Source organism: Salinigranum halophilum (assembly GCF_007004735.1).
GTDB lineage: Archaea > Halobacteriota > Halobacteria > Halobacteriales > Haloferacaceae > Salinigranum > Salinigranum halophilum.
The window spans coordinates 503857-518282 of record NZ_SSNL01000006.1 but is presented as its reverse complement, the minus strand read 5'-3'; the positions used below and the strand labels follow the sequence as shown (position 1 = coordinate 518282).

Genomic DNA, 14426 nt, shown 5'->3' with positions numbered 1-14426 from the left:
TCACTACTTCGTAGCTAACGCAACCCCGCTCGACTGGTCGACCGACGTGTTCAGTCGGATCGTGCTGGTCGCGATGGGGCCAGGAACCGCCGTGCTCGCAGTCTTGGCTTCAGCACGGGTCCCCGTGCTCGACGACCTCGTCAACGACCTCTCCCTCCGGCGCCACGAACTCAGCCGCGGGCTGCCCCGTCGGCCTCGGAGCGGTTCTCATCACGTCCTTCGGCCTCCAGGGGTTCGAGCCTGCCCGGAGCCCGCAGTGAGAACGAGACGTATCTCTCCGGGTGAACAAACGGGGGTGATACGCCCCCTATCCAGTCTGCCACCCGATGAACGCCTCGAACCCATACGTGAACCCGAGAAAGACGACGGCAAACACGAACCAGCGGAATAGATCAAACGTGCCTGTAAACGCGAGGACGTTGAAAATATACGACAACGACGCCCCGACAAACGCAGCGACGTAGAGGTTGCGTCGGCGGTCCATGCAGGGTACTCTCCCGAACGTCGGTTAATTTTTCTCCCAGAGGGTGCCACCTCGCGTCCACCTCAGTAAGTACAGTTCACGGTGGAGTTCCTACTCGACGAGCATCATGCTAAATCGCTATCGTGTCGTGGACGAAATCTGAACCATGGCCTCGATTACTCGACCTCCCAACAGCGCGTTGAAACTGCCGATGTCGTGTTGATTGGAGACGACCTCAGCAAGATTCCGAACGTCCTCGGGTTGGGACGACGGACCCGCCGAAGGCTCACGATCAATCTCGCCATCGCTTTCGGGACGATTGCGCTCATGATCGGAACGATACTGCTCCGTGGCATCCCTCTTCCCCGTGCAGTGATCGGTCACGAGGGATCGACGGTCGTCGTTTCGCTGAACGGGCTGCGGCTGTTGGGCTATTCGTGACGTTGAGACGGACTGTACATCTGTCTGCGACTCACCGCTCTCACCGCTCGGATTCTGGCGACTGTCGATCCTGACGGGCACTGTCCGGGGCATCTGGTATACCCCGCTCGTTGTCCAGTGGCACAACTTCTCCAACGCGCCGTTCACTAGGATTATCGTGATGACTGGCTGGACGGTCGCCGCCTCCCCGCTGTGTACCTACCCGACCGTCAGCGCGCACTCAGTGCTCGCCGCAACACTGCTTCACGGGTCGTTCAACGCCGTGGCGTCGCTCTCGCCGAGCGTCATTACGAATGACGCCGTGTTCTGCATCGACGCATGCTTGGTCGGTCGCGTTGCCGCCTCGTGCTTTATTACCTTCACGAAGTCTCCGAGAGAAAATTCTTATTTACGCGGCCACCCCCTTGCGGAAAGCCGGATATGGGGTAAGCCTGCCTTTATTTATTTGAACCGACTGTAGCACACAGTCAATATTGTTTGTCGACGACTCGAATCACCGTCCCACCAAGCGCAACACAATTCGGGCACACACCATCTGGGGCCTGATAATCCACTTTCTGTGCCCTATTGGGAACGACCTTTCAACTACGTTTTTCACCGAACATCTATGAATATTGAACTATATTCGAGAGCGATAATTTAGTGAGGTGAAGTCGGATACCGAGCCCCATCAGACGCAGTGATGCCTGCTCGATGAATTCCAAGTCAACCTAGACGCTACATCTGCTGAAACGAGCGATTTTAGTCATAACGCGGGCTCGTGCGCCACAAGCGCCCGTAGTGTCGGTGCCGACCTATGGCACGGTGGCGGTCTCATCTGTGAGTTGAGCGCGAACATCCTGAAGCGAGGATTTGTTTTCGATCTCATTGGGTTCCTCCCACTACTCAATCCCTGCCTCAGAGACCCCTATCGAACCGAGTGTTGACGAGCGTATTTGGCTTTTGTATCGTGAGAGTTCGGACGCATCTGCAGCGAGGAAGGACACATTCGTTCCTGCACGGAGTGATGAAGCCTGTGCGGTTCCCTTCGTGATGTCATCGTCCCCTTTGACCTCAAAACCAACAACAGAGTCATCCGGGGCAATCCCGAGAATATCAGGAACACTATTCGCGATGACGATTGAATGGCGTTCGTATTTCTGGAGAATAGAGTCGTATCGGCAATCGACAAAGAATCGGAAGCCGCGGCTCTCTAACTCGTTAGTTAATATTTCGAATACTTGCTCTTCGCTGAGACCCATGTCCGAAGACCGAGTTCGCAGAGATGAATAAGTGTGTCTGCGTATGACGAATGTTTAATTTGGTAACCAATTCGGAACGCCGAATCAGCTAGGAGGTTGATTGTACATTTCACTGCATGTGCTCGCCTTGAATCGGTGTGGTGCACTGTCTTAACCAACAAAGACTCGGTCCTCTGCTATTGTTGGTTACGTTCTAACACGGAATCCTCGACAGCTGCAGTAATCGAGTATCAAATACTGAGTACGTGCCCTCTCAAGTGAGTGTCCTGCTGAAGTTTAAGTACGATTCCGAAGCCAACGGTCCTCGAACCGGTATGAAATATCGAAATCGATGGTGGCCGAGAAATGAAGTTGTAGTGGATGGCCCATTGACCCCGCTTCCCTGTCACGAGTGTGCGAGCGTCACGGAGCATCAGTTCACGAAGTTCAGTCGTGGCTTGGAGTTTGATACTAGTGAGTCACTCTGGCAGTGTCTCAGGTGTGACGTGATCAGAGGTGGGCCGATCTGGGACACGAGTCAAGATCGCACTGGGTGGTTCGGGCGCGAGGAGGTCACCGGTCCGTGCCGAGGCCGTCACCGAGACGACAGACTAGTTCGGGGGATGGAATGAGGCGTGAATACGTCCGCGTTCGGCCCACGTCTGAGCGTATTAGCACAGAACACGTTCAGCGATTGCTCGAAAGTCTACATACACTCCAGACAACTAATTCGGGTGGGACAATCGAGCGGTTGAATCCCTTCTGGACTCCAGCGCCGACGCAGTTCGAGTTCCTTACGTTGAGTGAGGGAGCAGACGAGCCTGTCGAATTCTATTACGGTGTGGATGGGCATCTCGATACGCTCGAGAAACGACTGCGTTCGATCTATCCATCGACGTTCGAGATTTCACGTGTCGAGTTCGATGTCGCCTCACGGCTTATTCAGCCAGTCGAATTCACACGGCCGGACTTTATCGAACAGTATACTGCAGGAAACCTCCGGTACGAGTTCGGAGCGAGTGAACGAACCACGGTCGACACGACGGATTCACAGCCAGACCAATCGGACGCAGCCGATTCGATTGAGAACGCAGGGAGCAACTCTGCGTTCGACCACTCCGTTCAGGCTGGAGAGACGGTACTCAAACTCGCCCCACCCAGTGACGCCTCGAGTGGAGCGTCAGAGATCCCACTCACGAAGCCGACCGAGACGTTCGACGGGACGATACTCGCACGCCCGAGTCTCGATGCAGTCTCACCAGTGGGCGTACACTGGTCTGCTTCGGCCACCCGATCGAGAGACTGGATGACGTCATTACCCCACATTACGAGTGAGAGTTCAGGTGACGAATCGACGGTTGATGAGAGAAACGGACGGGCACTCGCGTCACTCATCGACCACGTGACACAGGCGACGTCCCCCATTGCGTTTCAGGTGGTCTTCCAACCACGGACCGTCTGGCAGTCGGAGGCCGACCTCAGGGTTGCAGAATTGCTTGACGGACGAGACACCGTCTTTCAGCAGTTCGTGGGGACGCTACTCGATGGAGGACTAGAACGAGAATCATCCTCAAAGGAGCGTCTCAGTGAGTCCGTCGCCAAACGTATCGACGCAATCGAACAGAAGAATTCTACGCGATCGTTCAGCGTCAATATCCGGGCGGTAGGTGTCCCGACTGCAGAATCAGCTCGTGATCACCTCGCGAACCGGATGGACGCACTCTGTCATGTCTTCGACTCGGTGAGTGGCCCCTTCTATCAAGTGAGCGGAGAGCGGCTTCGAGCGGGAAGATTTCGTGAGAAAACGAGAGAGAAGGCTGCCCGGACAGCCCTCAGCAGAGTGCTGGAGCGACAAGTCGTGACTGGCCGAGGAAAGACCCGCCCGGATTTCGTCCTCGATGGAGCTGAACTCGCTCAGTTCCTCCTCGTTCCGTCTGCGAAGGAACTCTCGGCAGACGGCATCCGAGGGACGCGTGCTGAACAACAGAGTCGGCGTCCACTTCCGCTGCCAAACCCGGACCTACTTCAGCAGTTCCAGACAGGAATGGCAATCGGGTACGCCCTCGATGAGAACAGGACTTGCCATCGGGACCCGGTCCGAATCCCACCGAGGCTGTTGACGATGCATTACGCGCGATTCGCATCGACTGGCAGCGGAAAGTCCACATCGAATACCAACGATACCCTCTCACTTCGAGCGACAACCAGTGGTCCCGTGATTACATTCGACCCGAAGGGCGATGGGATGTGTGTGAACTACCTTCGGGCTCACTTCAAGCTATTCGGCAGTGTGGACGATGTCTACTACTTCCGCGTTCCAGAAATCCTTCCGGCCGTTTCGTTTTTCGACATCCGCCCTGCGATTGCACGCGGACGGCCCCGTGAGGATGCGATTCAGGATAAGGTCGACCACTTCCACGACATCCTTCGGATGGTCATGGGGCGCGATACGTACGAACAGGCGTTCGTGGCCAACGAGATCATCGGTTACCTGATCAAGGCGCTGTTCGACAAAGAGTACGGAAGTGACGCCTTCGGCCTCAATGACCTCTTCGAGGCGGCACTACAGATGCAGCGAGACAGTATCATCCCACCCATCTCGGCAGCCAACCAGAACGTCGAGGAGTCGCTGACACGACACTTAGCGAAGGACGACCACCAGTTCGAGACGTCGATGAATGCCGTTGGAAATCGCCTTGACAAACTCATGGAGGACACCCACCTTCGACAACTCTTCAACCATGTTCCGGAACAACGCGACGCGGGGAGTGACGGCGAGTACCTTGGGAATCGATTTGACTTTGCTGACTTCCTGAGCAGGGACGTCACGATATTGTTCGACATCGGAGACCTCCGACCGGAGGCACAACGAGCGATCACGCTCCTGTTATTGAGCAACCTCTGGGACGCCGTACAGATTCGTCGTCGCGATGGCATCACCGACTACGACAAGACCACCAATCTCATCATCGAAGAGGCGGCGCCCATTGCGTCAACGAAGCTCGTCTCAAAACAGTTGCTTCCGCAGGGGCGGTCGTTCGGGCTGAGCATGGGGCTGATGATGCAGTTCCCCGGTCAGGTTCGAGAGCGGAGTGAGCGAGCCTACAACGAACTGCTCAACAATATTAAGACCAAAATCATCGGGAACATCTCGATCGATCGTGATCTCATAGAGTCACTCGCTCACGAAGACCTGAGCCCGACCGACCTCCGGAATCGGATCAACACGCTCCCCAACGGAGAGTGGATTGTTCAGCTCCCGAGTCCGTTGTTCGGGGAGACGGGTCCAGCCCCGTTTTCTCTGAAGTCGCTCCCAATTGCACCCGGACATCCAGAGAGTGATGACCCGCTCTCTGTTGAACAAGAAGCGCAGTTCGAGGCCGATGTCCTCCCACAACTGACGGAACGAACACAGGTCCAATACGGGCTTGCAGAGGATACCGGTGAATCGGAGAGTGTGGGAGGTGAGGGCTGGGGAAGTAGACCGAACGACGAACGGTCGACAGCCACAGACCCGACACAATCGTCGTTCATCGGAGAGGCAACCAGCGATTCAACGGTCGATGAAGATGAGGATGAAGAGGACACAGACACCAACTCACCGTATCGCGATTCCGGAGCAACTGATACGGATGAACCAGTCGGTGAAGAAGGGTCACCTGTCGATGAGCGCGGGCCGTCGCCAGTACGAGACGGTGGTGTACCTGTCGCAGATGAGGAACTCCGGCGGCGTGGCCTCACTCACGACGACATCCGGTTCCTGATCCGCGTTCTCGACGTGATGAACGGCGACGCACCAGATCATAGACTCATTGATTCAATGAGTTCGTTCGAGAACGACTTCGATGATCTGGACGTCCAACGACTCGTAGAGCAAGACCTGGTGGAGGAGTGCCAAGCGTGCGGTCGGAAATACTACACCGTTCTCCCGGCAGGGCGTGACTTGCTCGGTCAGCGACTCAAGGTCGGTCCTGGTCAGGGAGACATCGGAGAGAAGACACCCCATAAGGTCGGTGTGAAGCTACTCGAACAGTGGATAAACTCCCTCGACAGCGTCGAACAGGTCGAGCCATACTACGAGTACAATGAGGAGACGGTGTTCGACGTTGCGGGCCTCGATGCTGATGGTGAACTCGTGTGGGTCGGCGAGGTTGAACTCCCGAGTAACAACAGCCATGCATCGATTGACGACTTCGACAAACTCGCCGCGGTGGACGCCGATGCGATCTGGGCGTTCAACAATCGCGAGACAGCGCTCGAAGTGCTCGATCGACTTGCTGAGGGGGACCGGATCGACGAGAGCGTCAGCGGGCGTGACGCACGCTCGTTTTCGGCGATCAGGGACGCTGTCGAAGACTTCGATGCAGCGGGCATGACCACTGTTCGTGGGTTCAAAAACCTCGACCATGAGGTCAACCAATGACGTGGCGACAGGCAACCCGTGAGGAACTCTACACCTACTACGCCGAAGAATTCCCTCGCTACGTCGACCGCCTCCCTGAGTTCATCACGGCGGACGGGCCGAAGGAGTACGCACTCTCTTTTCGAGACCCACATCCGGTTCGCACAGAAAACGCCCCTGACAAGAACTTCATCCGACGCGGTACCTGGCAAACAGATGCATCTGGAAACCGGGCGACTGCAGAGTTCAGTACGTTCGAAGACGTTCTGGAGTTCATTCGGCACCCTGCTCGAAACGATCCCCTCGGATGGAGCCCGTTCGCCCTCGCTGATCCGGCGGTGCTGGAGCAACCAGACCCGCGTCCCGATGCCGTCTATTATGCGCTAGATCACTGGGATCGGCCGTGGATCCTTCTTGTCGACATCGACGCCAAAGAGATCGCTTGGGAACGCGCAGCAGGTGACGTCTCGGAGGCTGGAGACAATCAGACAAAGGGGACGCTCCTCGAGGCTTCAGGAATTATCGACTCGGCCCCAACGGGGTATCCGTATGCCTTCGAGGACGTCAACCGTGCTATCGAGTACGGGTTTGAGGTCCGCGACATCTTCACCGAGGAGTTCAACGCCGAGGAGACAATGGTCGTCTACAGTGGGCAGGGCGTCCACGTCTACCTCCTCGATACTGACCCTGCGCACCGATACGACGAACAGAGCCGTGAGGTGCTGAACGACCTTCTCCTCAAGACGTATGACATCCCGATTGACCCGGTCGTGACGGCTGACCGCCGGCGTGTCGCCCGCCTTCCCTACTCACTCCACGCCGACGTCTGTCGCATCGTCCAACCCATCGAAAGTCCGGAATTCGACGTTCGGTCAGCGACGCCGGAGGTAATCTCGGGATGAAATCGCGTAACGCCCGTGACGACGAGGACGTCGCATATCGGATTGCAGCGCTCCCCACAGAATACAGGGAATCACACATCAACCAGCTGTTTACGCGGGGCTACAATCGCTACATCGTCGACGGCGAGGGCCAACCCACTGCTCTCGTGAACGATATCGAGCGGTTCGGGAAGGCTGCGCTCAAAGAGCAAGTACGCTCCGACGCGGCCGAGGAACCGTTCGTCGATGAGCCAGGGACGCTTGCAGTGCTCGCGACACTGAGTGCGGTCTGCGTGAAAGCACACCCGAAATTCGAGCACACCTCACCACGAAATATCCAGGTACTCTACGACATCCGTGAATTGTACGTCAACAATCTCGCGTCACTCATCAGCTCGTACGGTGAGTGGTCGCTTCAACAGGATATCGCGGAGGTGCTGTACAGCAAACAGCCAAGTGAGGATGGGCCACATCCGGGTCGAGTCTGCACGGGCATCACGGAGCTGGCAGAGTTCGGGGATGGGTTGTACCTCGAAATTCCAATGGCTTCGGCATCACGGAACTGTCTCGTTCGGGCAGCAGCCGAGTCTGCGAACGACGGAGGGGAGACGAGAGAGATACTGACGCGAGTGAAAAACAATCATCTGTACGTCCCCGTCGGTGATTTCGACAGCAAGTATCGTGACTACGCAAAGGAGGCGTTCAAGAAGCTCTTGGTCGTTCAGGAGGGCGGGCTTTCCGAGGATCAGTTGACGTGGCTGACCACGAACGAGTCAGCCATCACGGAGCAGATCGACCGTTTTGTCGAAACCGGCCATCACGAGCGAATCTGGCGAAACTGGGAACCTGGCGAGCGATTGATCCGCGTGCTTCGACGAGCTCTCCGTGATGCTCGCGATGATGTCGTCCAGCAAGGAGAGTTCCACACCGCAAAAGAGCTCTATCGAGCAGTCGACGCGTACGACGCCCAGGACGACTGGGAATCTTCCGTAACGGACTGGATCTCGAGTCCGAGTGGTCTTGCGAAGAGCCTCACCGATCACGAGTCACATTCGGCAGTCACGATCGACCGCGACGATCGCGTCAACACGTACTGTATCGGGCGATCAGGGACCAGCTCGGAACAGATAGAGGTGACGCACATCGAAGACGTATTCGAACTCCCCTGTATGGCGAATATGGAGGCCCGACTGCATGAGAAAAAACCCGTCCGAAAGGACCTCTACAACTTTGCGCGGATGGTGATGTGGCTGCCACAGTATCGGGAGAGCAGCCTCGACGAGATCGTTACGGATCTAAAGGATCTCTTTTCGCGATGGCCCTGGTACGACGAGCACGAGACCGAGTACCAGGTCCGCTACGAATTCTCGAACACGATCGGCGGCGACACGCCGCTGCCGATGAACTGCGACAACGACGACCTGCAGCGCTACTGCATCGGTCAAGACCAATGTCCCTATTCGATCTGGGGGAGTCTTCCGTTCCCAGATAAGATGTACGAGCAAGTCGACAGGGGTTCGACCGACACGACTGAACAGTTCTGACGTTCAGATATATCTTTGATTTTCTAGAACTCTATCACAGTACGGAATCCAATTGTTCCGAATCTCCGTCGAGCAATTTTCAGCGGCTAACACACCCGAAATCGGGGGGACCGGGGGTGTTTCTCGGCTCGAGGGGATTCGAGAGAGACAGCACGGTGTATCGGACAGATGAGAGACACATCTGCAGAAATTCGAAAACGCTTGATTTCAGCCTCCTCACCCCTTCGTCGAGCAATTATTGGCTTACAAGCTTGTTTGTGGATTCGTCGAGGTGATTTTCACCGCCTCAAATCGGCCCGACGGGACTTTAGTGCAATGAGAGGACGTCATTTCGCCTTGCATATCGCCAAAATCGTCCAAAGAAAGAGTCGATATGCAATATGCAACGGCTGGTGGGGCACCTAGGCAGAGGGGGGCTGTCCGTGGACGAGCGGATTCGGGAAGGTGTCAGATTTGGAGGAGAGGTCGTGTGGGTGATTTCCGGAAGTGTCTGTCGTCACTCGTGGGAGCAATGGAGAGGTGCTCACCAGACGACGGGTTCAGAACGGACCATCGGGGTAGCACAGGACACCACGACAACACGCAGTGCCGACAGTGACAGCCGGTGGGCAGCCCTCAAAGTAACAGTCTCTCACGACAGCAGTCCGACTCGCATCGACTGACCGATCGACCGCGCACCCGTCGAACGCATCCACGAAGACGTCAGAGCAGAGTTCGCCTCAACGGGGGTGGCGGGCGTGAAGCGGACACTGTTCATCGCCGTCGACAGCGTCGGCGAGCGAGACGGACCAGAGAGAAACATCGTTCACCCACTCTCAACGCTCAGTGATCCAGCCGACATCCTGGCGGACGCAGCAAGAGGAGGCCGTCTCGGACGTCCGCCGCCCCTGCAACCACCCGACGGAAATCGGACGCAACCGGCGATCCAACCGCTGTCGTGGGGTCGCAATCATCGCCTGAGTTGGACGAATCCCGTCAACAAGACGATGGCGTACCCGAACAGAAGGATCGCACCGAAGTGTACCACCGCTTCCGTCGCCATTGCGGGGAAGACCGTTCCTGCAAACAGGATCAAGAGGACGTCCAAGAACATCCCGGGGAGTGCCATGAGTGCAGCGGCGCCTCTCTGTGCGTCGGACGAGAGTTCGAGCCACCAGTACACCGGATACGTCACCGAGAGCATGAGTGGGATTACCGAGAGGAAGAACGCGGTGAGAAGCAGTGTGTTCGTCGGCGAGAGGAGGATATGACCAGCGAGACGGATGAGAATGGCCACGGCGAACCAGACACTCAGTCCCCAGAGGATCAACCACCGGCTAGTGGTTCTGTCAAGCGATACGCTCGCTGCACTGGCCCTCGCGCCACTATCGAGAGAGTGCATTGACACCTCTGTTAGTGTGGGTTTGGTCCGTTTCTCTTCCCGCCTCGTCCAACGATCGTGAGCGTATTTCGTCCTCCCAGTCATCGAATATCGTCTCGATGAGTCCGGGAGCGATGGACGCGAAGTACTTCGAGATGAATACACCGAGCGGCCCGTACCGTGGCTCGAAATCGAACGTGATTGTGATTCGGACACCGTCACGGTCCTCTGAGACCCGCCACTCGCCGTCCATCCGAGTGAAAAGGCGCCTGTGGAACACACTGTTGTCGACGTGGACCGAGACGGCGTACGATTGGCACGCTTCCCAGTGGGTACACGACTCCGTCCACTCGTTCCCGTCCGTATCGACACAGCGACGAATCAGTCCTTCGCCCTTGCCCTCGACGACTGATACCGACGAGAGATTCGGGGCAACCTCTCCGTACAGTTCATGGTCGGTGATGACGTCCCAGACGACTGTTCGTGGGGCATCGACCGTTCTGTGCATACTGATTGTTGTCATGTATTTTCCGACCGAATACAGGGTACTCGTGGGAATAAGTGATTGCAGAATGAAAATTCTGTAGGGGGCGTTACCGAAGATTCGTTTTGTCGCTAATCAACCAATTCGACGTCAACGACATTCATACTCTCGTCAAGGGTCAGTTCGAGCGTGTGTCCGTCGGATCGCATCGTGATTTTCGCTGTCCACGGACTCTGGGAAGACACTTCTTCGTTGAACTCGCGCGCGAGCGATTGCATCCGCCAGTACGGCATCTCGGTCACGTCGACGCCCCTGTCGTAGAAGAACGAGATCGTCGCAGGGTGAGAGACGACGTGTCCGAACAGGGGGACACGTGCCTCGTACTTACAGTTCTCACAGCGATGCATGGTCGCGATACCGTCCGCACCCTCCCCGACACTGTCGAGAATCTCCATCGTCATCTCACAGGCACAGTTCGGACAGATGCCGTCCATCGCGAGCCCGAATCGGACCTGAGTCCAGCGATCAAACGTGCTCGCGAACTCCGCCGGTGAGCGAGTATCGAGGCCAGCCGGCGGGAACTCGTTCCACATCACTAGGTCCCCGCAGTCCTCGCATTCGATGATACCGTACTCGTCGTATCGGACGACGAGTGTGCCACCACACTCCGGACACTGGGCATCGATTGCTACCGGCTCAATTTCAGCATGGTTTGTAATCGTCCCTGCCATCACCGCGCGTACGACTTCGCGGCCAGCCTGAGTTAGGCTGTAGCCCCCGTCACCCTTCGAGAGGAACTGGCCGACAAGTTTGTTCAGATGATAATTGAATTTGCCGCTATCGGGACTTCCAATCTGCTCTCTGATCTCGGAGAACGTGATCGTCTCCTCGGAGGACTCCCACACTGCTCGAAGAATCGCGGTCCGCATCTGGTCGCCTAACAGCCAGAACGCTTCATCGGGTGAGAGTCCCTCCGCATCAGAGTCCATGCGAGATACTCGACATCGGTCATCATAGTGGTGCTGTTGCAGATGTCGAATCGGAGCGTTGGTTTCCTCTCTGGATGTGCCGCTGAGTTTCACCCGGCATAGAGCCCCATACGATAAGCCTCACGACAGATTTCGACTGTCCAGACCGGTTTTTCCTTGCTGATGCATTCGCGCCCTGTAGTCAGCACGACTGCTGAAAGCTACCCGGTTGCTGTCAGAAGCCGCGTACAACATACAGAGGATGCATCGGTCATCTCCTGCCCGGAATTACCTTCTTATGGTGGTATATCCTGATTGATTACCGATGGAACAGGTCGACCTTTTTGGGACTTACCACATCGATCGACCTAGTAAAGTGAGGCGAGAGCTCGAGGAGTTCTCCGGGGGTGCTCAGGTGTTCTTCACCGAGCAGGCCCGTGAAGCGGCAGACGCCTCGGATTGGACCGAGTTGCTGTCACGCAACCCGGCGATGTTCATAGCGGGATGGGGTCTGAATCTCCTTTGGGGGTTGCCTGGACTTCTCCTCACTAGACGATTTGATACTGTAGATAGTCACTCCACCAAGCAGGTAGCTCAAAAGAGAGGCCTCAGCATCGAGCCCGTCGACATGAAAATAGCGCCCCAACTGGCTGACGTGAGCCTCCTGATTACGTTAGCGAGTTGGGTATGGACAATGTTCATAATAGCTATCTTCGCATCCGGGGCCGCAATCTGGCCCCGTACTCCTTTGGTGTATGGCCTTCCAGTGACCGGGAGTACTATTCTCGGCATGGGGGTATTCTTCAGTATTCTACCAGTCGTGCTCTTTGCACGAATGTCGCTCTCCAAGCGCGACGATATAATGGCTCAAAACATACAGGAGATATTGAACAGTAACGACCGGGTAAAGAGAGGATGTTTAGTGGTGGGACACAAGCACATGGACGGCGTCAAGCATCAGTTGGAAAGCTCAGGGATAGAAGTCGGAGCCACCCACAAGTCGAAGTTCCTCAGAAGTAGTTTGTAGTCATCTACCGAAAACTCATATCATTGGTTCTGTTGAAACCCTCAGCAGTTGATACAATCGGTGTGCGAGATACAGAGGCTGTAGTCAGCACCCTGTCCGTGTTCGTCTCACACCACAATCAGTCGAGTCACTCCTCACGAAGGTATGCGGCCGCCTCACGGCGTCCCGCGCCTAACAGGAGGACGCCGAGCGCGACGAACCAGACAATCTGGGTAAGCCCGAAGACGCCACCGCCGATCTCAGCGAGCGCTGGAATCGCCGAGAGGATTCCTGCACCTCCGACCACGAGCCCGAGATAGTTCACCAGTCGGTGGAGCGCCCGCGCTCGCAGCGCGGCGACGCTCACGAGTAGCGTCCAGAGCCCGCCGATAATCTCGTTACCGCCGCCCAACCCGTCGATGACCGGACTAACTGCCAGCCAGACCGTGGTCGCCTGCGTCGGGTCGGTACTGTAGAGATCGACGACGACGCCCGTCGCGAGGGTGGCAATCATCCCGCTTGCGATGACGAGACCAGCCCAGATGAGGCCGAACGCGGTTGTCGCGCGCATCAGCATCGGTGCCCCGGCCGCGAGGCGCTCGTGGAGCATCAGCACGAGCGCCACCAGTACGATACCGAAGACCACGTAGATGAGCAGGTACATGGCGTACAAACTCGTCTCGTTCGCGACGAACAGTTCGACCTGTTGGAGCGGCGCGCGGGTGGTCGCAAAGTCGAGGATAACGAGGAAGTACGCGATACCGGCCACGTAGATGGCCGCCTCGGTGAGCGCGGCCAGACCTCCTACACGTAGGTAGTTCCACCGACTCACACCGGTCGGTCGCTCAATACGTTCGACTGCTTGGTTAGTAGACGATGCCATTTTTATCGCTGATGTTACAATAACCATCTGAGAAGATAGCCGTGTCGAAGGTTTCTCATCCGCCAGTCAGACTGCCTTCGTCCATGCAGACGGTGCAGGATACGCTCGTCACCGTACTCGACGGTCGGCCAGAGACTGTGTCACTCCCAGTTGGCCGCGACAGGGGAGCGGACTACCTGAGTGGATTTCGACCGAGCATCGCTGCAATGCCGGCGAGCGCACGCAAGAGCGGTCGCTGAATCACCCACGGAACGGCTGCGAGACGCACGTCCGAACGGTACTGAGAGAGGACTGCGGACACCGCGAATAGATCCGGTCGGCCCCCTGCCCCGGCCTCGTAGAGCGCCCGAATTGCGGCTTCGAACTCGCCGGGCGGGCGGAGCGTCGTCCGAACGACGAGGGTGTTGTCGCCGCGGTTTCGGATACTGTGGGCCTCTCCGGGTGCGATGGTCAACGATTCGCCGGGAAGCAGGACATGGGAGTCACCGCGAACCGTCACGTCGGCCCGACCCGCCATCACCTCCGAGCGTACCTCCGACTGTGGGTGCAGACGGGCGGGCCCGCTGTCGGTCCCCGGCGGAAGAACGCCCTCCATTATCAAGTACGCCCCCTGTTCATCGACACCGCGTTCGAGGAACGTGATACGTGCTCCCGTCGATAGATCCTCGACTGTGCTTGGATATCCGACTGCATCGTTCTCTGAGGGATCACCTGGTACCATCGACTGATGTTCGTTCGAAAATCGGCTCATCCGGTTCAATAGTGCTCCAGCGG

The 14426-nt window shown here is 57.0% G+C and carries 11 protein-coding genes and 1 pseudogene; 5 read left to right on the top strand and 7 right to left on the bottom strand.

Translation table 11 applies throughout. The features are described from left to right. Positions 1-307 precede the first annotated feature (307 nt). A complete protein-coding gene (locus E6N53_RS21145) occupies positions 308-484 on the bottom strand; it encodes a hypothetical protein (protein ID WP_201741185.1) in 177 nt (58 codons plus the stop codon). 177 nt (positions 485-661) lie between these two features. Between E6N53_RS21145 and E6N53_RS17605 the strand changes: the two are divergent. Then, positions 662-904 (top strand): annotated as a pseudogene (locus E6N53_RS17605) (heavy metal translocating P-type ATPase); the annotation flags it as partial. Between the two features lie 881 nt (positions 905-1785). Here E6N53_RS17605 and E6N53_RS17600 read toward each other — a convergent pair. After that, positions 1786-2145 carry a hypothetical protein gene (locus E6N53_RS17600; RefSeq protein WP_142860790.1) on the bottom strand — a complete coding sequence of 120 codons (360 nt, stop codon included), beginning with the start codon at positions 2143-2145 and terminating at the stop codon, positions 1786-1788. 607 nt (positions 2146-2752) lie between these two features. Here E6N53_RS17600 and E6N53_RS17595 point away from each other — a divergent pair. The 3 genes from E6N53_RS17595 to E6N53_RS17585 are packed head-to-tail and all read left to right on the top strand — an operon-like array spanning position 2753 to position 8951. Then, a complete protein-coding gene (locus E6N53_RS17595; RefSeq protein ID WP_142860789.1) occupies positions 2753-6547 on the top strand; it encodes an ATP-binding protein in 3795 nt (1264 codons plus the stop codon). Continuing rightward, positions 6544-7428 carry a bifunctional DNA primase/polymerase gene (locus E6N53_RS17590; RefSeq protein WP_142860788.1) on the top strand — a complete coding sequence of 295 codons (885 nt, stop codon included), beginning with the start codon at positions 6544-6546 and terminating at the stop codon, positions 7426-7428. Before E6N53_RS17595 ends, E6N53_RS17590 begins: the two co-directional genes overlap by 4 nt. Further along, positions 7425-8951, top strand: a complete 1527-nt coding sequence (locus tag E6N53_RS17585; protein WP_142860787.1) for a primase-associated protein — start codon at positions 7425-7427, stop codon at positions 8949-8951. The genes E6N53_RS17590 and E6N53_RS17585 overlap by 4 nt, the downstream gene beginning before the upstream one ends. Positions 8952-9900: 949 nt before the next feature. Here the strand turns inward: E6N53_RS17585 and E6N53_RS17580 are convergent. The 3 genes from E6N53_RS17580 to E6N53_RS17570 form a co-directional block, all read right to left on the bottom strand. Next, entirely contained in the window at positions 9901-10227 is a 327-nt protein-coding gene (locus E6N53_RS17580) for a DUF5367 family protein (RefSeq protein WP_142860786.1), read from the bottom strand. 88 nt (positions 10228-10315) lie between these two features. Then, positions 10316-10834, bottom strand: coding sequence for a type II toxin-antitoxin system RatA family toxin (locus E6N53_RS17575; protein ID WP_142860785.1), 519 nt, complete (start codon positions 10832-10834; stop codon positions 10316-10318). A 92-nt stretch (positions 10835-10926) separates the two neighbouring features. Next, positions 10927-11784: a DUF7351 domain-containing protein gene (locus E6N53_RS17570; protein ID WP_136591302.1), complete on the bottom strand. Its 858-nt coding sequence runs from the start codon at positions 11782-11784 to the stop codon at positions 10927-10929. A gap of 304 nt (positions 11785-12088) precedes the next feature. On the opposite strand from E6N53_RS17570, the gene E6N53_RS17565 reads away from it, so the two are divergent. After that, positions 12089-12790, top strand: coding sequence for a hypothetical protein (locus tag E6N53_RS17565; RefSeq protein ID WP_142860784.1), 702 nt, complete (start codon positions 12089-12091; stop codon positions 12788-12790). A gap of 127 nt (positions 12791-12917) precedes the next feature. On the opposite strand, the gene E6N53_RS17560 is transcribed toward E6N53_RS17565, so the two are convergent. Both E6N53_RS17560 and E6N53_RS17555 read right to left on the bottom strand, forming a co-directional pair. After that, positions 12918-13601 (bottom strand): DUF4386 family protein, encoded by a 684-nt coding sequence (locus E6N53_RS17560; RefSeq protein ID WP_142860783.1) that lies wholly within the window; start codon positions 13599-13601, stop codon positions 12918-12920. A 223-nt stretch (positions 13602-13824) separates the two neighbouring features. Next, positions 13825-14403 carry a cupin domain-containing protein gene (locus E6N53_RS17555; protein ID WP_161596601.1) on the bottom strand — a complete coding sequence of 193 codons (579 nt, stop codon included), beginning with the start codon at positions 14401-14403 and terminating at the stop codon, positions 13825-13827. Positions 14404-14426: the final 23 nt, after the last annotated feature.

Coding starts and splice junctions, on each gene's coding strand:
- E6N53_RS17590 (WP_142860788.1), top strand. CDS start 6,544: ATGACGTGGCGACAGGCAACCCGTGAGGAACTCTACACCTACTACGCC.
- E6N53_RS17570 (WP_136591302.1), bottom strand. CDS start 11,784: ATGGACTCTGATGCGGAGGGACTCTCACCCGATGAAGCGTTCTGGCTG.
- E6N53_RS17600 (WP_142860790.1), bottom strand. CDS start 2,145: ATGGGTCTCAGCGAAGAGCAAGTATTCGAAATATTAACTAACGAGTTA.
- E6N53_RS17585 (WP_142860787.1), top strand. CDS start 7,425: ATGAAATCGCGTAACGCCCGTGACGACGAGGACGTCGCATATCGGATT.
- E6N53_RS21145 (WP_201741185.1), bottom strand. CDS start 484: ATGGACCGCCGACGCAACCTCTACGTCGCTGCGTTTGTCGGGGCGTCG.
- E6N53_RS17595 (WP_142860789.1), top strand. CDS start 2,753: ATGAGGCGTGAATACGTCCGCGTTCGGCCCACGTCTGAGCGTATTAGC.
- E6N53_RS17565 (WP_142860784.1), top strand. CDS start 12,089: ATGGAACAGGTCGACCTTTTTGGGACTTACCACATCGATCGACCTAGT.
- E6N53_RS17555 (WP_161596601.1), bottom strand. CDS start 14,403: ATGAGCCGATTTTCGAACGAACATCAGTCGATGGTACCAGGTGATCCC.
- E6N53_RS17575 (WP_142860785.1), bottom strand. CDS start 10,834: ATGACAACAATCAGTATGCACAGAACGGTCGATGCCCCACGAACAGTC.